At 62.8% G+C, this 19340-nt stretch carries 19 protein-coding genes; 16 read left to right on the top strand and 3 right to left on the bottom strand.

The genetic code is table 11. The annotated features are described in order from the left end of the window. Window positions 1–10 precede the first annotated feature (10 nt). The 8 genes from NCR93_RS15585 (at window position 11) to NCR93_RS15620 (ending at window position 8148) form a co-directional block, all read left to right on the top strand. A complete protein-coding gene (locus NCR93_RS15585; RefSeq protein ID WP_175979162.1) occupies window positions 11–1345 on the top strand; it encodes an NAD(P)-dependent oxidoreductase in 1335 nt (444 codons plus the stop codon). A gap of 21 nt (window positions 1346–1366) precedes the next feature. Further along, window positions 1367–2653 (top strand): NAD-dependent dihydropyrimidine dehydrogenase subunit PreA, encoded by a 1287-nt coding sequence (gene preA / locus NCR93_RS15590; RefSeq protein WP_175979163.1) that lies wholly within the window; start codon window positions 1367–1369, stop codon window positions 2651–2653. Between the two features lie 73 nt (window positions 2654–2726). Continuing rightward, window positions 2727–4214 carry an NCS1 family nucleobase:cation symporter-1 gene (locus NCR93_RS15595; RefSeq protein WP_175979164.1) on the top strand — a complete coding sequence of 496 codons (1488 nt, stop codon included), beginning with the start codon at window positions 2727–2729 and terminating at the stop codon, window positions 4212–4214. 746 nt (window positions 4215–4960) lie between these two features. Next, window positions 4961–6424: a dihydropyrimidinase gene (hydA, locus tag NCR93_RS15600; protein ID WP_175979165.1), complete on the top strand. Its 1464-nt coding sequence runs from the start codon at window positions 4961–4963 to the stop codon at window positions 6422–6424. A gap of 129 nt (window positions 6425–6553) precedes the next feature. After that, entirely contained in the window at window positions 6554–7318 is a 765-nt protein-coding gene (locus NCR93_RS15605; protein WP_239295030.1) for a CDP-diacylglycerol diphosphatase, read from the top strand. A gap of 109 nt (window positions 7319–7427) precedes the next feature. After that, on the top strand, window positions 7428–7703 hold the full coding sequence (locus tag NCR93_RS15610; RefSeq protein ID WP_175979167.1) for a BrnT family toxin: 276 nt from the start codon (window positions 7428–7430) through the stop codon (window positions 7701–7703). Further along, window positions 7687–7866 carry a hypothetical protein gene (locus tag NCR93_RS15615; protein ID WP_008353711.1) on the top strand — a complete coding sequence of 60 codons (180 nt, stop codon included), beginning with the start codon at window positions 7687–7689 and terminating at the stop codon, window positions 7864–7866. The genes NCR93_RS15610 and NCR93_RS15615 overlap by 17 nt, the downstream gene beginning before the upstream one ends. A gap of 30 nt (window positions 7867–7896) precedes the next feature. Then, on the top strand, window positions 7897–8148 hold the full coding sequence (locus NCR93_RS15620; protein WP_175979168.1) for a hypothetical protein: 252 nt from the start codon (window positions 7897–7899) through the stop codon (window positions 8146–8148). A 148-nt stretch (window positions 8149–8296) separates the two neighbouring features. Here the strand turns inward: NCR93_RS15620 and NCR93_RS15625 are convergent, their stop codons facing one another. Together NCR93_RS15625 and NCR93_RS15630 are read right to left on the bottom strand one after the other, a co-directional pair. Further along, complete coding sequence (locus NCR93_RS15625; RefSeq protein ID WP_033537153.1) at window positions 8297–9580, bottom strand: aspartate carbamoyltransferase; 1284 nt, start codon at window positions 9578–9580, stop codon at window positions 8297–8299. A gap of 39 nt (window positions 9581–9619) precedes the next feature. Continuing rightward, window positions 9620–10039: a secondary thiamine-phosphate synthase enzyme YjbQ gene (locus NCR93_RS15630; protein WP_008353705.1), complete on the bottom strand. Its 420-nt coding sequence runs from the start codon at window positions 10037–10039 to the stop codon at window positions 9620–9622. A gap of 124 nt (window positions 10040–10163) precedes the next feature. Here NCR93_RS15630 and NCR93_RS15635 point away from each other — a divergent pair, with 124 nt between their 5' ends. The 3 genes from NCR93_RS15635 (at window position 10164) to NCR93_RS15645 (ending at window position 12904) form a co-directional block, all read left to right on the top strand. Beyond that, window positions 10164–10646 (top strand): BON domain-containing protein, encoded by a 483-nt coding sequence (locus NCR93_RS15635; RefSeq protein ID WP_175979170.1) that lies wholly within the window; start codon window positions 10164–10166, stop codon window positions 10644–10646. 76 nt (window positions 10647–10722) lie between these two features. Next, complete coding sequence (locus NCR93_RS15640) at window positions 10723–12105, top strand: NfeD family protein (RefSeq protein WP_372492556.1); 1383 nt, start codon at window positions 10723–10725, stop codon at window positions 12103–12105. Window positions 12106–12130: 25 nt separating this feature from the next. Further along, window positions 12131–12904 (top strand): slipin family protein, encoded by a 774-nt coding sequence (locus tag NCR93_RS15645; RefSeq protein ID WP_175979171.1) that lies wholly within the window; start codon window positions 12131–12133, stop codon window positions 12902–12904. Here the strand turns inward: NCR93_RS15645 and NCR93_RS15650 are convergent. Then, a complete protein-coding gene (locus tag NCR93_RS15650) occupies window positions 12901–13437 on the bottom strand; it encodes a carboxymuconolactone decarboxylase family protein (protein ID WP_008353697.1) in 537 nt (178 codons plus the stop codon). The genes NCR93_RS15645 and NCR93_RS15650 overlap by 4 nt on opposite strands. A 175-nt stretch (window positions 13438–13612) precedes the next feature. Here NCR93_RS15650 and NCR93_RS15655 point away from each other — a divergent pair, with 175 nt between their 5' ends. The 5 genes from NCR93_RS15655 (at window position 13613) to NCR93_RS15675 (ending at window position 19322) form a co-directional block, all read left to right on the top strand. Beyond that, window positions 13613–14551, top strand: coding sequence for a LysR family transcriptional regulator (locus NCR93_RS15655; RefSeq protein ID WP_175979560.1), 939 nt, complete (start codon window positions 13613–13615; stop codon window positions 14549–14551). A gap of 156 nt (window positions 14552–14707) precedes the next feature. Beyond that, window positions 14708–15799: an HlyD family secretion protein gene (locus NCR93_RS15660; RefSeq protein ID WP_175979172.1), complete on the top strand. Its 1092-nt coding sequence runs from the start codon at window positions 14708–14710 to the stop codon at window positions 15797–15799. Between the two features lie 11 nt (window positions 15800–15810). After that, a complete protein-coding gene (locus NCR93_RS15665; RefSeq protein WP_175979173.1) occupies window positions 15811–17385 on the top strand; it encodes a DHA2 family efflux MFS transporter permease subunit in 1575 nt (524 codons plus the stop codon). A gap of 27 nt (window positions 17386–17412) precedes the next feature. Continuing rightward, window positions 17413–18876, top strand: coding sequence for an efflux transporter outer membrane subunit (locus NCR93_RS15670; protein ID WP_175979174.1), 1464 nt, complete (start codon window positions 17413–17415; stop codon window positions 18874–18876). Beyond that, window positions 18873–19322 (top strand): PaaI family thioesterase, encoded by a 450-nt coding sequence (locus NCR93_RS15675; protein WP_008353692.1) that lies wholly within the window; start codon window positions 18873–18875, stop codon window positions 19320–19322. The genes NCR93_RS15670 and NCR93_RS15675 overlap by 4 nt, the downstream gene beginning before the upstream one ends. Window positions 19323–19340: the final 18 nt, after the last annotated feature.

Consider the following 19340-nt stretch of genomic DNA (forward strand, 5'->3'; position numbering starts at 1 on the left):
AGGAACGCGCATGACCATGAAACCGACCGGCGATATCGCGAGCCATCGCCTCACGCAGGAACAGCTCGCATGCGAATTCGCGGATGTCGCGCCGCTCCTCGACGCCACCGCCGCCGCTGCCGCCGCGAGCCGCTGCCACTACTGCTACGACGCGCCGTGCGTCCAGGCGTGTCCGACGAGCATCGACATTCCAGGCTTCATCCGCAAGATCGGCAACGGCAATCTGAAGGGCGCGGCCGTCGATATCCTGTCGGCCAATCCGCTCGGCGGAATGTGCGCGCGCGTGTGCCCGACGGAGATTCTTTGCGAGGGTAGTTGCGTACGCAACCATCAGGGCGACGAGCCGGTGAAGATCGGCGCGTTGCAGCGTCATGCGACCGATTGGGCGATGGCCAAAGGCGTCGCGTTATTCGAACGCGCGCCGGAAACCGGGCGCCGCATTGCGATCGTCGGTGCGGGACCGGCGGGACTCGCGTGTGCATATCGGCTTGCGCTTGCGGGGCATCGCGCGGTGATCTTCGATGCGCGCGAGAAGCCAGGCGGACTCAACGAATACGGCATTGCTGCGTACAAGACCGTCGAGGATTATGCGCAGCGCGAAATCGAATGGCTGTATTCGATCGGCGGCATCGAGATCAACACAGGTCGGTCGCTCGGCCGCGACTTCACGCTCGACGAGTTGCGCAAGCAATACGACGCAGTGTTCATCGCGTTCGGCCTTGCTGGCGTGCGCGAGCTGGCGCTCGAAGGCGAAGCGCTCGAAGGCGTGATGAACGCGGTCGATTTCGTCGAGCAAGTGCGCGAGGCCGATGATCTCGCGAGCGTGCCGGTCGGGCGGCGCGTCGTCGTGATCGGCGGCGGCAACACGGCGGTCGATGCGTGCGTTCAAAGCCGCAAACTTGGCGCGACGAACGTGACGATGGCGTATCGACGGGGCGTCGAGAACATGAGCGCGACGTGGGCCGAACGTGAGTTCGCGCAGACGAACGGCGTGAGCATCGTCACGCACGCGAATCCGGTGCGATTGGTCGGCGATAACGGGCAGGTGACGGGCGTCGAGTTCGAACGCGGCGGCGAGCGCTTCGTGATCGAAGCGGACATGGTGCTGAAGGCGATCGGGCAAACGCTTGTTCCCGTCGGAATCGATCGCGAGTTATTGACGCTCGATGGCGGGCGCATCGTCACCGACGAGAACCGTCAGACGACGCTCGCGAAAGTCTGGGCCGGCGGCGATTGCGCGACCCATGAAGGACTCGATCTCACCGTGCAGGCCGTACAGGACGGCAAGCTGGCGGCCGCGTCCATCGACGCGTCGTTCGAACTGACTGCGATCAAAGCCGCCTGAGCCAAAAGGAGAACCACGAACATGGCCGATCTGACTTGCAACATCGCCGGCATCACGTCGCCGAATCCTTTCTGGCTCGCGTCTGCGCCGCCGACCGACAAAGCCTACAACGTCAACCGCGCTTTCGAAGCGGGCTGGGGCGGCGTCGTGTGGAAGACGCTCGGGCTTGATCCGCACGTCGTGAACGTGAGTTCGCGTTACGGCGCGGTGCAATGGAACGGACAAAGAATCGCAGGACTGAATAACATCGAACTGATTACGGACAGACCGCTCGACGTGAACTTGCGCGAGATCGAACAGGTGAAGCGCGACTGGCCCGATCGCGCGCTTATCGTCTCGTTGATGGTTCCGTGCAACGAGAAGGACTGGAAGTGGATTCTCACGCAAGTGGAAGACACGGGCGCAGATGCGGTGGAACTGAACTTCGGTTGTCCGCATGGCATGAGCGAACGCGGCATGGGCGCGGCCGTCGGACAAGTGCCTGAATATGTCGAAATGGTGACGCGCTGGGTGAAGGAAGGCACGAAGCTGCCGTGCCTCGTGAAGCTCACGCCGAACATCAGCGATATTCGCATGGGTTCGCGCGCCGCGTTCAAAGGCGGCGCCGATGGCGTGTCGCTCATCAACACGATCAACTCGATCGTTGCGGTCGATCTCGATCAGATGGCGCCGATGCCGACCGTCGACGGCAAGGGCACGCACGGCGGCTATTGTGGTCCCGCCGTGAAGCCGATCGCGCTGAACATGGTCGCCGAAATCGCACGCGATCCGCAGACGCCGAATCTGCCTATCTCCGGCATCGGCGGCATTTCATCGTGGCGCGATGCGGCGGAATTCATGGTGCTTGGCGCGGGCAGCGTGCAGGTGTGCACGGCCGCGATGCACTACGGCTTTCGCATCGTGTCCGATCTCGCCGATGGCCTCTCGAACTGGATGGACGAGAAAGGCTACGCAACGCTTGATGACATTCGCGGGCGCGCCGTGCCGAACGTCACGGACTGGAAGCATCTCAATCTCAAGTACGACATCAAGGCGCGCATCGATCAGGACAAGTGCATCCAGTGCGGGCTGTGTCATATCGCTTGCGAGGACACATCGCATCAGGCGATCCTGAAGGAGAAGGACGGCAAGCGTCATTTCGAAGTGGTCGATTCGGAATGCGTCGGCTGCAATCTGTGCATGCACGTTTGTCCTGTCGAGCAGTGCATCACGATGGAACGCGTCGATGCGGGCGAATGTGCGAACTGGACCACGCATCCGAACAATCCCGCGCGCATCGATGCGGAAGAACCCGCGAAAGCGGCATGAACATAGACATAACGTAGCGCTCGTCGTCGTTGAATCCCCATGATCAACCGCACACTCAACCGGAGTGCATCCGATGAATCAGACAGCGCATGACGTCGAGACGAGCAGCTTGTATAACGATGACCTCGCACCGACCGGCCCCGCACAGCGCACGTGGAAGTGGTATCACTTCGCGGCGCTGTGGGTCGGCATGGTGATGAACATTGCGTCATACATGCTGGCCGCGGGTCTCACGGACCAGGGCATGTCGCCGTGGCAGGCGGTGTTGACGGTTCTGCTCGGCAACATGATCGTGCTCGTGCCGATGTTGCTGATCGGCCATGCGGGCGCGAAGCACGGCATTCCGTATGCGGTACTCGTGCGCTCGTCGTTCGGCACGCAAGGCGCGAAGTTGCCGGCGCTGCTGCGTGCGATCGTCGCGTGCGGTTGGTACGGCATTCAGACGTGGCTGGGCGGCAGCGCCATCTATACGCTCTTGAATATCCTGACGGGAAACGCATTGCATGGCGCGGCGCTGCCGCTCATCGATATCTCGCTCGGACAACTTGCGTGCTTTCTCGTGTTCTGGGCCTTGCAGCTCTACTTCATCTGGCACGGCACCGATTCGATTCGCTGGCTCGAAAGCTGGTCTGCGCCGATCAAGGTTGTGATGTGCATCGCGCTCGTGTGGTGGGCGACGAGCAAGGCGGGCGGCATCGGTTCCATGCTTTCGGCGCCGTCGCAGTTCGTCGCGGGCGGCAAGAAGGAGGGGCTTTTCTGGGCCACGTTCTGGCCGGGGCTCACGGCGATGGTCGGCTTCTGGGCGACGCTCGCGCTGAACATTCCCGACTTCACGCGCTTCGCGCGCACGCAACGCGATCAGGTGATCGGGCAATCGATCGGCCTGCCTGTGCCGATGGCGCTGCTCTCGGTGATCTCGGTTGTCGTCACGTCGGCGACGGTCGTGATCTACGGGAAGGCGATCTGGGATCCGATCGATCTCACGAGCCGCATGACGGGCATCGGTGTGGGCGTGGCACTGATCATCCTCACGCTCGATACGATGTGCTGCAATCTGGCGGCCAATCTTGTTGGACCGGCTTACGATTTTTCGAGCCTTTGGCCGAAGGGGATTTCGTATCGCGCGGGCGGCATGATTACGGCGACGATAGCCATCGTCATGATGCCTTGGAAGATTCTCGCGACTACGCAGGGTTACATCTTCACGTGGCTCGTGGGCTATTCGGCGCTGCTCGGTCCGGTCGCGGGCATTCTGATGGTCGATTACTTTTTGATTCGCGGCACGCGGCTCGATCAGCGCGAACTCTTCGATGAAGACGGTGAGTATTCGTATAGCGGCGGATGGAATGTGGCGGCGGTGGTGGCGCTTTTGGTCGGCGTGCTGCCGAATCTGCCGGGTTTTTTGCACACTGCGTTTCCGGGTTCCTTTCCTAACGTGCCCGCGTTTTTCAATACGCTCTATACGTATGCGTGGTTCGTTGGTCTCGTGCTGGCTGCCGTTGTGTATGGATCGTGGATGAAGTTGCGCGGTGGCGCGCGGGCCAGGGTTTTGAGTGCTTGAGTTTTTTGCTTTCGCTTTCGCTTTTGCTTTTGCTTTTGCTTCGCCGGATCCCGTTTTCTTTGTGGTCTATGAGCGTTGCCCCTGTGCGGGGCGGCAGTCACTTTCTTTGCTGCTGCAAAGAAAGTAACCAAAGAAAGCAGCTCGTTAAGGCCCGCGGTCACACGCAGTTTGGGTAGTCCTCTCGTCGCAGATGGCACTCGCCTAAAGAGTGCCATCGAAGGACTAACCGGGCTTGGATCGCGCACGGTCTGACAAGCTAGTTTTCCAAGGGCGCTGGATCAGCACGAAACAGCTTCGGCACAGCGCTACGCGCTGCCGCCGGGTCTGCAAGGGAAACCAACGTGAGGAACACGCGGCGTGGTCAGAGGGAAGGGTAAGTAGAGAAGCACTCGCGGACCCGATTGGCCGTTCGGCCGCGAAGCGGGCTGGAGCTATTTGGTGCTGAACCGGTTTGGTGTGTGGTGCGATGAGACGGACCGTGCGCGAGCCAAGCCCGATGGGGCCTATGAGGGCACTCTTTAGGCAGCCCACGATGGACGAGAGGACTACCCAAATTGCGTGTGACCGCGGGCGTATCGGGAGCTGCTTTCTTTGCTTACTTTCTTTGCAGCAGCAAAGAAAGTGAGTGCCGCCCCGCACAGGGGCAGTGCTAATAGACCGACACGAACAAAGGATTTCACGAGAGCGGAAGCGAACAAGCAACGCAACGCAACGCAACGACAACCCCCCCCCGGAGGGACACTTCAATGCCAACATTGATCCGCGGCGGCACCATCATCGACGCTGACCGCACCTACCGCGCCGATGTTCTCTGCGCAGACCCGCAAGCCGGTGGCACGATCCTGGCGATAGGCCTCGACATAGAGGCACCGTCCGATACGCACACTGTAGACGCCGGCGGTCAGTACGTCATGCCGGGCGGCATCGATCCGCACACGCACATGGAACTGCCCTTCATGGGCACCACCGCGAGCGACGATTTTTATACCGGCACCGCAGCGGGATTGTCAGGCGGCACGACGAGTATCATCGACTTCGTGATTCCGAGCCCGAAGCAACCACTCATGGATGCGTTCAAAGAATGGCGCGGCTGGGCTGAGAAAGCATCGGCGGACTACGGCTTTCACGTCGCGGTGACGTGGTGGGACGAGTCGGTGCATCGCGACATGGGCCTGCTGGTTCACAAACACGGTGTGTCGAGCTTCAAGCACTTCATGGCCTACAAAAACGCAATCATGGCCGACGACGAAGTGCTGGTAAACAGCTTCACGCGCTCGCTTGAACTCGGCGCGCTGCCGACCGTGCACGCGGAAAACGGCGAGCTCGTCTTTCAGTTGCAGAAGCAACTACTTGCGAAAGGCTTCAGAGGACCGGAGGCGCATCCGTTGTCGCGTCCGCCCGAAGTGGAAGGCGAGGCGGCCAATCGCGCGATCCGCATCGCGCAAGTGCTCGGCGTGCCGCTCTATATCGTGCATGTGTCGGCGAAAGATGCAGTCGATGTCATCGCCAAGGCGCGCAACGAAGGACTGCGCGTGTTCGGTGAAGTGTTGCCGGGCCATCTGGTGATCGATGAATCGGTGTATCGCGATCCCGACTGGACGCGCGCCGCCGCGCACGTGATGAGCCCGCCGTTTCGCACGAGCGAGCACCGCGAAGCATTGTGGCGCGGGCTGCAATCGGGACAGCTTCATACGACGGCGACGGATCATTGCGTGTTCTGCGCATCGCAGAAGGCGATGGGCCGCGAGGACTTCACGAAGATCCCCAACGGTTGCGGCGGCGTGGAAGATCGCATGTCGGTGCTGTGGCATCACGGCGTCAACATGGGACGTCTCACGCCGAACGAATTCGTGCGCGTGACATCGACGAACGCGGCGCAAATCTTCAATCTCTATCCGCGAAAGGGGGCGGTGCAGATAGGCGCGGACGCAGATCTCGTCGTATGGGATCCGAACGCGACGCGCACGATCTCCGTAAAGACGCATCATCAAAAGGTCGATTTCAACGTCTTCGAAGGCATGCAAGTGCAGGGCGTCGCGACGCACACGCTCACGCGCGGCGCGCTCGCGTGGACCGACGGCGATCTGCGCGCGGAACGCGGCGCGGGACAGTATCTGAAGCGTCCGCCGAACGCGTCGTACTTCGAGGCGGCGCGCGTCGCCAACAAGCTGAAGGAACCGCATCCGGTGAATCGCGCTGAATCGGCTTGATTTGGGCATCGGTCGACGAAGCTCCGCGTTGCATTCGACGCGGAGTTTTGTCACGTTTCGCGGCGTGGTCACGCGCCTGCAAGCATAATCCGGCAGGCTATCGATTTTTTGCGCCGCCCGATCATGCCGATGAAAATCACAAAGAAGCTACGCCGCCTCGCCGCGCCAGGTTTGCTCTGTCTGCCGCTCGCGTGCGCGGCAAATCCCAACGCGCTGTGGGAAATCGTCCACGACTACTGCGAGCCCGCCGCCGAGGGCGCGCAGGTCCGGCAGAAATGCGCGGACGTGAATCTGGCGGGCGGCTATGCGGTGCTGAAGGATATCGTCGGCGTCGCGCAATATCTGCTGATTCCGACCGCGCGCGTGAGCGGCATCGAAAGTCCCGAACTGCTCGAGCCCCACGCGCCGAATTACTTTCGCGACGCATGGAATGCGCGCGGCTATGTCTTTCGCGCGTTGCGCCGGACGCTGCCGCGCGACGAAATTTCGCTCGCGATCAACTCGGCAAGCGGGCGCACGCAGAATCAATTGCACATTCATATCGACTGTCTCGCGTCGGATGTCGCCCAGACGCTGCGCGAACTGGGACCGGGCATCGGCACGGCGTGGAAGCCGCTGCCGGTGAGATTGCGCGGCCATGTGTACAGCGCGATGCGTATCGATGATGCTGATCTCGCGCATACGGATCCCTTCAAGCTCGTCGCGCCCTATGCCGCAAGCCGCGGCCAGACCATGGGCGAACAGACGCTGCTGCTCGTCGGCGCCGTGCGTGGCGATGGCGTGCATGCGTTCTTTCTTCTCAACGATCACGTTCAGCCAGGCAACTGGGCGTCATCCGAAGAGCTGCAGGATCATACGTGCTCGTTGGCCAACCGGTCTATAGAAAAGCCGTGAGGTTTTCAGAAGAATGAAGTGACGCGAATCGTTCGGAGCTCGGATGAATCGCAATCCGCAAATCAGAACTTTCGCGCCTTGTCACTTCTACTTCTGGGAACCACAATGAATGCACTTCGACATCACGTTTGACCCGTTGAAGGACGCGATCAATCGGCTTCAGCATGGTGTGTCGCTGGAGCTTGCGAGGGAGATTGCGTGGGCCGATGTCGCGCCGAAGGTTGATGGTCGTCGCGACTATGGAGACGTACGCGAAGTCGGTTTCGCGCCTATTCGAGGCCTCATGTTTTGCGTAGTGTTCACGCAGAGAAACGAAACGCGGCGCATCATCAGTTTGCGCCGCGCCAACAGAACAGAGATAAATCGGTATGCAACAAACGTATAAAGGATTCATCCTTCCTACGCCCGAGGAAGAGGCGGCGATTCAGCGCGGCATCGAACTCGATCCGGATACGTGGAATCTGTCCTACGAAGAGTTTGAGCGACTGGAATCATCCGCCGCTTATCATCGTCGGCAGTCGATGTCTGGCGAGCTTCCGGCCGCATGACCCTCACCCCGCGTCGCGCGTGATCATCCGATGCGCAAACACACGCGGCGCGATCCCTTCGACACGCGCTTCCGGCAAGACGCGCTTCAACGTTCGCAAGGTGAACGCAAGGTCTTCGCTAGCAGTATCGAATTCGAGCCGCAGTTCGCAGCCTTCACGCTGCGCCTGACTCACGTAGATGCCAAGCGGCGAATGAAACAACGCGCGTATGCGTTCCCGCGACGCTTCGCTATCCGCGAAATGCGCAAGCGCCAGAACCCGCACACGTTGACATGCACCTAACCCATCATCCTGCAATTTTCGACGGCTGACCGCCCACGCAAGCGACATATCCATGGCCGTTGCTCCATCACGTTTCCCTTGTGTAGAAGGATACGGCGGCTCGCGTCAACGTCACGCAAAGACATGTGCGCCGCGTGTAAAAAACGTATCAATCGAAGCCATGAAAGACCGCATCGTCCGGACCGATGGAAGCAGGCGACTTCCATGCCGCATCGCGCATCGAGTGACGCACCTGATGCTCGACGCCGAGCAGCACCGCGAAAATCGCCATGCGAACCGCAATGCCGTTGTCGGTCTGACGGAAGATCGCGAGGCGCGAGTCGTGATTCAGGTCGGTGGCGAGATCGTTCGCACCGGGGCGGCTGTCGCGCGGCAGCGGATGCATGATGAGCGTGTCGCGTCCGCATACATCGTCGACGAGCGCCTGGTTGATCTGGAAATCCGGCGTATAGCCTTCGATGGACTCATCGGCGAAACGCTCTTTCTGAATGCGCGTCGCGTAGACCACGTCGGCGCCCGCGAGTCCCGCGCGCAAGTCGCTCGTCTGTTCGATCACATGATCGCCGCGCGCGATGCGCTCGATGATATGCGCCGGCATCTCCAGCGAACCCGGCGACACGAGCGTAAATTTCAGTCCTTTGTAAAGCGAGAGCAGCTTGGCGAGCGAATGCACGGTGCGGCCGTACTTGAGATCGCCGACCATCGCGATATGCGCGCCATCGACGATCTTTCCGAGACGCGAAAACTCGCGCTGGATCGTATACAGATCGAGCAGCGCCTGACTCGGATGCTCGCCGGGGCCGTCGCCGGCATTGATGACGGGAATGTTCGTCGCGCGCGCGAATTCCGCGACGGAGCCTTGCTCCGGATGCCGCACGACAATCGCGTCGGCGTATCCGCTGATGACGCGGCTCGTGTCGTAGATCGACTCGCCTTTCGCCATCGACGAAAAGGTGAAGCCGGTCGTGTCGCACACGGAGCCGCCGAGGCGCGCGAACGCCGCGCCGAAACTCACGCGCGTGCGCGTGCTGGCCTCGAAGAACAGGTTCGCAAGCACCGCGCCTTCGAGCACGCGCGTGATTTTTTTGCGCCGCGCGATGGGCTGCATCATGTCGGCCGTGCGGAACAGCGCTTCAGCCGAGTCGCGCGAAAACTGGTCGATCGAAAGCAATTGCGGCCGGCCTTCGAAGTCGATGGTCAAATGTGCGCTTTGCGTATATGGGCCACCTTCCGGCAAACCGCCGAGAATCTCGCCGACATAGCGCGCGGCGATCTCCGGCATCGCGCGCGACTCCGGCGATTCGTCCGGCAGCAACCATGTGTCCAACGCACGCCGCGACACGCCGATGCGCGATGCGAACGCGTCGCGCGTCATGTTCAGACGCCGCATCGCATCGCGAAGAATCGTCTGCTGCTGAAGTTCCTGAGTCACCGTCACCGCTCCCGAAATATACGCGGTGCGTATACTAGGTCACTCGCCGATCAGATGCAAGACGAGTTCGCGCTGATGCTGCGCCGTCCGGTGCTCGAACACGTAGATGCCCTGCCAAGTGCCGAGCACCATCCGGCCGGCCTCGACGGGAATCGAAAGCTGCACCGTGGTCAGCGCGGTGCGCAGATGCGCGGGCATGTCGTCGGGGCCTTCGGTGTCGTGCACGTAGCGGCCGGGCGCTTCCGGCGCGACCGACTCGAAATAGCGTTCGAGATCCACGCGCACGTCGGGGTCGGCGTTCTCCTGAATCAGCAACGATGCCGACGTATGCCGGCAAAACAGCGTGAGCAAGCCAGTGCGGATGTCCTGAAGGTCGATCCAGTGATCGACGTCGCGGGTGACTTCGTGCAGGCCGCGCGAGCCTGTCGCGACCGTCAGATGGTGGAGTGCCTGTTTCATGTCGGTCTCGGTGCGAGGAATGGGCGGTGCGCCACATCGTGAGTTTACCGGCTTCCCGCGTGGCGTTCGATTCGACGCGATGAACTATGCTGTCTGGACGATGGCTCCATGAAAGGCGCGCACGATGACACGAAACGCGGCTTACGGAACGCTCGCGCTGGCGGCTGTGCTCGCCGCGGCCCCGTACGGGACACACTCCGAAGAAAAGCGCGAGAACCGCGGCAACGATCCGTTTCTGCACGTTTCGAGCGCCATCGCCGATTGCGCCGCTCCGCGCGGCCCGTTCGAAACGCATCAGGAATGGCTCGACGAAGCGCATTACCGCATCGAACGCGGCAATAGCTGCTGGATCGCGGGGCGCTGCCGGCTCGCCAACAGCTACGACTACGACAAGGAAATCGCCGAGAGCGTGACGCGGCGCCTGAATTCGCTCAACGCCTCGCTGCAGTGGCGCGAGAAAACGAGTTTGTGGCTCACGTTGCAGCGCCGCTTCATCTATCTCGACGGCTGCGTGTCGGGCGACTTCGACACGGCGCGCTTCGTGAAAGAGCTCGGCGAAACGGCCGATGTTGAAAAGGTCATCGACCGAACGACGCGCCGGCCGTGATCTCGCAATTGACCTAAGCTAAAAGAGAGACCAAACACGAGGAACCGCCGCGCATATGCGCGTCCGGCTTTCGCCGATGAAAACGAACTTCGCTGACTGGCTGTGCAGACGCGTGCGCCACGCGCTGCTGCTGATGGCGTTCGCCCTCGTGCCGATGAGCGCCGTAGCCGCCGTGGCGGCGCCCGTCGTCGTGATTCCGCTGAAGGGCGCGATCGGGCCGGCGAGCGCGGATTACGTCGTGCGCTCGCTCGCCCGCGCCGCAGACGAGCACGCGCAACTCGTCGTGCTCGAACTCGACACGCCCGGCGGCCTCGATCTCTCGATGCGCTCGATCATTCAGGCGATGCTCGCGTCGCCGGTGCCGGTGGCCGCGTTCATCGCGCCGAGCGGGGCGCGCGCTGCGAGCGCGGGCACGTACATCACGTACGCGAGCCATATCGCCGCGATGGCGCCCGGCACGAATCTGGGCGCGGCGTCGCCGGTGCAGCTTGGCATCGGCGGATCGGAGCGCGAGGGCAAGGCGGCGTCGAACGCAGACGCGCAGTCGACCGAAACGCGCAAGCAGATGCAGGACGCCGCCGCCTACATCCGCGGCCTCGCGCAATTGCGCGGACGCAACGTGCAATGGGCCGAGCGCGCGGTGCGCGAGGCGGTCGCGTTATCGGCGACGGAAGCGCTGGAGCAGAAGGTCATCGACGTGACCGCCAACGACGTTCCCGACCTGCTCGCGAAACTCGACGGCCGTCATGTCAAAACCGCGAGCGGCGATCGCGTTCTCGCGACGAAACAGGCGCCGCTCGTCGTGCTGCAACCCGACTGGCGCAGCCGCTTTCTCGCGACGATCACCGACCCGAGCGTCGCGCTCATCCTGATGATGATCGGCATGTACGGCCTCTTCTTCGAGTTCGCGAATCCGGGCATGGTGCTGCCGGGCGTCGCGGGCGCGATCTGCCTGCTCGTCGGATTGTTCGCTTTGCAACTATTGCCGATCAGTTTCGTCGGACTCGGATTGATCGTGCTCGGCATGGGCTTTCTCGTCGCGGAAATGTTTCTGCCGACATTCGGCTCGCTCGGCATCGGCGGAATCATCGCGTTCGCGATCGGCGCGCTCATGCTGATCGATACCGACGTCCCCGGCTTCGGCATTCCGGTCGGGCTCGTTGCCGGGCTCGCGCTCTTCACGGCGCTCTTCGTGTTCACCGTGTCGGGCGTCGCGTTGAAAGCGCGCAAGCGGCCCGTCGTGAGCGGCGGCGAAGCGATGCTCGGCACCATCGGCGTGATGCTGGCGCACGAATCCGGCAGCGGTTGGGCGCGCGTGCAGGGCGAACGCTGGCGCGTGCAGGCGGACGCGCCGCGAGCGTTGCCGCAAGAAGGCGCGCGCGTGCGGGTGATGTCGCGCCACGGTCTCACGCTGACCGTCGAGCCGCTCGAAGGCGAACGCGAGGCGGGCCATTCCTGAACACATCGACAACGAGGCTTGAAAAATGGGGCTTACCTTCGGTTTCAGCGGCATTGTCATTGCGTTCGTCATCTTCATCGTCGCGTCGGCGGTGCGTATTTTTCGCGAGTACGAGCGCGGCGTCGTGTTCATGCTCGGGCGCTTCTGGAAGGTGAAAGGGCCGGGGCTCGTGCTCATCATTCCGGTCGTGCAGCAGGTCGTGCGAATGGACTTGCGCACCGTCGTGTTCGACGTGCCGCCGCAGGACGTCATCACGCGCGACAACGTGTCGGTGAAGGTGAATGCGGTCGTGTACTTTCGCGTCGTCGATCCGGAGAAGGCGGTGATTCAGGTCGCGCGTTTTCTCGAAGCAACGAGCCAGCTCGCACAAACCACGTTGCGCGCGATTCTCGGCAAGCACGAGCTCGACGAGCTGCTGTCCGAGCGCGAGCGCCTCAATACCGACATCCAGCGCGTGCTCGATTCGCAGACGGACGCATGGGGCATCAAGGTATCGAACGTCGAGATCAAGGACGTCGACATCAACGAAACGATGATCCGCGCGATCGCCCGCCAGGCCGAAGCGGAGCGCGAGCGGCGCGCGAAGATCATCCATGCGGAAGGCGAATTGCAGGCATCGGAGAAGCTGCTGCAAGCTGCGCAGATGCTCGCGCAGCAGCCGCAGGCGATGCAGTTGCGCTATCTGCAAACGCTCACGTCGATCGCCGGCGACAAGAACTCGACGATCGTCTTTCCGGTGCCGGTCGATCTCGTGAGTTCCGTCATCGACCGGCTGACCAAAGGCTCGACGCAAACTTAGACGAGAGCAGGGAAGTCGATCACCGTGTCGTTCACGCGGTTCACGAGGTTCGTGAAATTGATGACGCTCATCGCAAACAGCGTGTCGATGACTTGCGCTTCCGAATAGCCCGCTTCGCGCACTTCGGTAAGACGCGCCGCGTCGATCGTGCCGGTCGTGCCCGCGACATGCCGCACGAAGCGCACGAGCGCATCGCGCTTTGCATTGCCGGTCGCTTCGCCCGCGCGAATTTGCTGCGTTTCCTTCTGCGACAGCCCGACCATCTTGCCGACGAGCGTATGCGCGGCGGCACAGTAATCACAGCCCGCGAGTTCGCTGACGGCGAGCTTGATCGCTTCGACATCGGCCTTGTCGAGGCTGCTCTTCGCGAGAATCGCATCGCCGTTGAGCGCTGCGCCGAGCGCGGCCGGGCTATGCGTGCCGATGGTCGCGTAAGCGTTCGGCACCTTGCCCGCGGCCTTCTTGATCGCGGCGAAAAGATCGGCGGTGACGCCCGTTGCTTCGTTGACGTTGATTTGGGAAAGACGTGACATGGTGTGCTCCTTCGTTCGGTGGTTGGCCATGTGGATGGCATGGGTTGAACTTTAGGCGCGTGCGTCTTTCGCGTGAATGCTCGCGCGGCTCGTAAAACCGCGCGATCGTCTCATCGTGTGAATGCGGCGGCTTCGTGCCATGATCGGGGCTTCCGCACGCATCGCGAACGCGCACATGGACTATCTGACGAGCCTGAAGGTGTTTTGCACGGTGGTCGAAGCGAAGAGCTTCGCGCGTGCGGCCGACATACTCGGCTTGTCGCCGCCCGTCGTATCGCGTGCCATCGCCGGCCTCGAAGACCGCCTCGGCAGCCGGCTCTTCAATCGCACGACGCGGCAGATCTCGCTGACGGAAACCGCCGAGCGCTTCTTCGCCGACTGCTCGCGTCTGCTCGACGAATTGCAGGCGATGGAAGAGCGCGCGTCGAACCGCGCGAGCGAAGCGACCGGCCTGTTGCGGCTCGTCTCGCACACGACCGTGATGATGAGCCGCTACGCGCCGCTCGTCGCGAGCTTCAGGCGCGCGCATCCGCATGTGCGCCTCGACGTGACGCTGACGGAGCGACCCATCGATCTCGTCGGCGAAGGCTACGATCTCGCCATCGTGCTGCCTTTCATGCTATCGACCGATACCGCCGTCACGCGCCTGCTGGAAACCATTCCGCTCGTGCTCGTCGCGAGCCCCGCGTATCTCGCGCAACGTCCCGCGCCGCGCCATCCGTCCGAACTCGCCGATCATGTGTTCGTGCCGATGTCGCCGTCGATCCGCAAGCCGGCGCTCACGTTCCGCATCGGCGGCGAGGAACTGCGCGTGCCGCTCAGTCACGACATCACGTCGAACAGTGCGGTGTTCAATCGCGAGATGGCCTTGCAGGGCTTCGGCATCGGCGTGTTGCCGACGGCGCTCGTGGCCGACGAGGTCGCGTCGGGGCGGCTCATCACGCTGCTCGACGCCTACGAGCGCGTCGATTCCGCGATCGAAATCCGGATCGCGTACAGCACGCGCGCGCTGTTGCCGGCCAAGGTGCGCGCGTTCGTCGAGCATGCCGTGCGCTTCTGCGCCGACGAGAGCCTGCGTCCCGACGCGCCGGCAAACCGTCTTCGCGCCTTGTAGCACAAGGCTCGGCGCGATTCTTTCCGTCTGCGTCATTCATTCATGCGCGCCGTGACGGTTGACTTGGTGCATATGCACAACTAGTCTTCCGGGCTATGACGGGCAATGGATTCAGGCCTTCCTTCAAACTTAATTGTGCATATGCACTTATCGCAAATGACGACTCCTACGACGAATATTCCTTCGGTAGCGGCGCCGGCGCTCGCGCGGCCCGCGCGCAAGATTCCCTGGATGCTGCTCGCGCTTGGCCTGGTCGGGCTCGTGCTGATCGCGGCGGCCACGTACTGGGCGCTCGTGCTGCGCTTCATTCAGACGACCGACGATGCCTACGTCGGCGGCGATGTCACCGTGCTTGCGCCGAAGGTGAACGGTTTCGTCACCGACGTGCTCGTGCAGGACAATCAGCCCGTTAAGGCGGGGCAAGTGCTGATCCGCCTCGACGCCCGCGATTACGATGCGCGCCTCGCTCAAGCCGACGCCGAATTGTCGGGCGCGCGCGCGGCGGTGGTCGAGTTGCAGGCGAAGGACGCGCTGCAGGCGGCCGTCATCAACCAGCAGCAGGCGGAAGTGCGCGCGTCGTCGGCGGAACTCACGCGCACCGGGCAGGACCGTTCGCGCTATCGCGAACTCGTGAAGGACGATGCGGTGTCGAACCAGATCGTCGAGCGCGCGGACGCGGACTACACGAAGGCGCAGGCGGCGGTGGATCGCAGCGGCGCGTCGCTCGTCGCGGCCAAGCGTCAGTTAAGCGTGATCGAAGCGCAGATCGCCGATGCGCAGGCGCGCGTCGCGACAGCGGAAGCGGCACGTCGTGTCGCGGAGCTGAACGTCGAATACACGACGATCCGCTCGCCGGTCGAAGGCTATGTCGGCAATCGCACGGCGCGCGTGGGCGTGCTCGCGAACGTGGGCACATCGCTGCTGACCATCGTTCCGTCGACGGGCCTTTGGGTCGATGCGAACTTCAAGGAAGATCAGTTGAAGAAGATGCGCGCGGGCGACGAAGCCGACGTCGAACTCGACGCATCGAGCGTGCCGCTCACCGGTCACGTCGAAAGTCTCGCGCCCGCGACCGGCGCGACCTTCAGCGTGCTGCCCGCCGAGAACGCGACGGGCAACTTCACGAAGATCGTGCAGCGGGTGCCGGTTCGCATCCGCCTCGATGTGCCGAAGGGCATGGAAACGGTGCTGCGTCCGGGCTTGTCGGCGACGGTGAAGGTGCATCTCGCGAAGCAGTCGAACGGCTGAGGAGCGCGGCGATGACACACACCATTCCTTCCGATCCCGCGAGCCAGCCGATACGGCAACGCGTGTTCGCCTTCGCGCTGATGTGCCTCGGCTTCTTCATGGCGACGCTCGATATTCAGATCGTCGCGTCGTCGCTCAAGGATATCGGCGGCGGATTGTCGGCGAGCCAGGACGAGCTGTCGTGGGTGCAGACGTCGTATCTGATTGCCGAAATTCTCGTCATTCCGATGTCGGGCTGGCTCTCGAAAGTGTTCTCCACGCGCTGGCTGTTCGTCGCATCGGCAATCGGCTTCACGCTCACGAGCATGTTGTGCGGCATGGCGTGGGACATCAATTCGATGATCCTCTTTCGCGGACTGCAAGGCGCGCTCGGCGCCGCGATGATCCCGACCGTCTTCACGACCGCCTTCGTGCTGTTCCCCGGCAAGCAGCGATTGATTGCATCTACAACTATCGGCGCGCTGGCGTCGCTCGCGCCCGCAGTCGGACCGGTGATCGGCGGATGGATCACCGATCAATGGTCGTGGCACTGGCTCTTCTATCTGAACGTGGTGCCGGGTCTCGTCGTCGCGTTGCTCGTGCCGAAGTACGTGCACGTCGACGAGCCCAATGTTTCGCTGCTGAAGAAGGGCGATTACATCGGCATCGTGCTGATGTCGGGCTTTCTCGGCTGTCTGGAATACGTGCTCGAAGAAGGGCCGCGCAAGAACTGGTTCGGCGACGACGTCATCATCGTCTGTGCGTGGATTTCGGGGATCTGTGGCTTCCTGTTCCTCGTGCATGCGTTCACGGCGAAGGATCCGATCGTCGATCTGCGTGCGCTCGCGGTGCGCAACTTCGCGATCGGCAGTCTGCTTTCGTTCGTGACGGGCATCGGCATCTTCGTGTCGGTGTTTCTGACGCCCGTGTTCCTCGCGCGCGTGCGTGGCTTCGATTCGCTGCATACGGGTCTCGCGCTGCTTTCCGTCGGCTGTTTTCAACTGCTTTCCATCGGCGTGTACGGGTTCGCGTCGCGCTTCATCGACATGCGCGTGCTGCTCGCATTCGGTCTGATCTGCTTCGGCGCGGGCTGTTACTTCTATACGCCGCTGACGCACGACTGGGGCTGGCAACAGTTCCTGCTGCCGCAGGCGCTGCGCGGCATCGGCCAGCAATTCGCGGTACCGCCCATCGTGACGATGGCGCTCGGTTCGCTTCCGCCATCGCGGCTCAAATCGGCGAGCGGGCTGTTCAATCTGATGCGCAATCTCGGCGGCGCAATCGGCATCGCGGTGAGCGCGACGATGCTCAACGATCGCCTCAATCTGCATTACCTGCATCTGAACGAGAGCGTGACGATTGGCCGGCCGGTCGTCGACGACATGATCGCGCGCAGTTCGGCGCATCTCGCTTCCGTCGCCGGCGATGCGTTGAACGCGTCGCAAGCGGGGCTGGCATCGCTGCACGCGCTCGTGATGCGCGAGGCGCTCGTGCTGACCTTCGCCGATTGCTTCTACGTGCTCGCGCTGTGTTTCCTCTTCGGCCTGATGACGGTGATGTTCGCCAAGCCGATCACGAGCGCGCCGCCTTCGTCCGACGCGCATTGAACCGGGCCTTACCTGGATGCTTCGATCATGAAGAAACTTCTCGTCGCAATACTTTCCGGCGTGACCGCGCTGACGCTCGCCGCGTGCGCGGTGCAGCCCGCCACGCACGCCGATCTTCCCGCGACGGTCAACGCGACCGCGCCCACGGACTGGAGCGTCGATGTGCCGAGACAGGCCGTCGATCCCGCTGCATGGTGGAATCAGTTCAACGATCCGGTGATGCATGAACTCGTCGCGTCGGTGCTGAACGATAACCTCGATGTTCAAGCCGCCGTCGAGCGCGTGAAGCAGGCGCAAGCGCTCACGACGCAACGCCGCGCGGCCTTGCTCCCGCAACTGGATGCGAGCGCGGGCGGCGCGTACACGCGGCAGAACACGCCGCCGCCGCTCGGCTATGTGAAGCAGGCGGGCTTCGGCCTCGCGCTGAGCTGGACGCCGGACGTGTTCGGCGGCGAGCGGCTGGAACTGCTGGCATCGCAGGCGCAGCTCGTCGGCCGCGAACACGCCGCGGATCAGATCAGGCTCGCGCTCGCCGCGGACACGGCCGCTGCGTATGTCGACCTTCGCTGGGCGCAGGCGGAATCGAAGATCCTGCAAGACAATCTGCAGATTCGCGAACGCGCGTTGAAACTCACGCAACGACGCCTGCAATACGGTCTGTCGACTCAACTCGATGTCGCGCGTGCGCAGAATCAGTTGAGCGACCTGCAATCGCGCATCCCGCGCACGCAATCGACGATCCAGCATCAGCTGAGTCTGATCGCGGTGTATTCGGGCCGCACGCCGGAATCCATCGACAGGCTGATGCTCGCGGATGCGGGCGACGCGCCCGTGATTCCCGTTCCCGCCAGCGGCGCGCCGCAGATGTTGCCGTCCGATGCCCTGTTGCGCCGCCCCGATGTGCTCGTCGCGTATGCGACCGTTCAGCAGCGCGCGGCGGAAGTGGGCGTCGCGCGTGCCGAGCGTTATCCGAAGTTCTCGCTGCGCTTGTCGGATGGCTTGCTCGCCTCGTCGTATCTCGGCTTGCCGACGCTGACCGATAACCTCTTTTCCGCCGCGCTCAACGCGACGAGCCCGATCTTCAACGCCGGACGCATCACGGCGGAGATCGAGCAGAACGAGAGCCGGATGCGCGAGTCGGAACTGCATCTGCGTCAGACGATGCTCGAAGCGCTGAAGGATGTCGAGGATACGCGCAGCGATCTCGTCAGCACGACCGAATCGACCGCGCGTCTCACCGAAGCGCTCTCGGCATCCGGTCAATCGCTCACGCTGTCGACGCAGTTGTACAAGGGCGGCGCGGCCAGCTTTCTCGATGTGCTCGACGCGCAACAATCGTATCTGCGCGATGCCGATGCGCTGAATCAATCGAAGCGCGAACACGCGCTTGCCGCGGTGGCGCTTTATCGCTCGCTCGGCGGCGGTTGGAGCGCGACCGGCGACGACGATGCGATCAAGACCGCCAGCGATAAAACGGAGACGCCGAAATGAGTTTGATCGAAGAAACCGCCGCCGGCCTCGACGGTCTCGCGCAATTGCGCAGATTGATCGCAAGCGGGCGCAAGCCGGGCATTCTGGTATCGCTGGATTTCGATTTCATCGAAGTGGAAGCGGGCAGGGCAGTGTTCGCGGGCGTCCCCGGCGATCACGCGTATAACCCGATCGGCACCGTGCACGGCGGCTATGCGGCGACGCTGCTCGATTCCGCGTGCGGCTGCTCGGTGCATTCATGCCTGACCGCGACGCAGGCGTACACGACGCTCGAACTGAAGGTCGCGTATCACAAGGCGCTCACGCGCGACTCGGGCGTGTTGCGCGCGGAAGGACGCGTGCTGTCGATCGGACGGCGCGCCGCGTTCGCCGAAGCGACGCTCAAGGACGCGAGCGGCAGATTGTTCGCATCGGCGACATCTACGTTGCTTGTCATGGAGCGATAAAAAGCCCGGCTTTCCATC

This window comes from Caballeronia sp. ATUFL_F1_KS39 (assembly GCF_023630985.1).
Taxonomy (GTDB): Bacteria; Pseudomonadota; Gammaproteobacteria; order Burkholderiales; family Burkholderiaceae; genus Caballeronia; species Caballeronia zhejiangensis.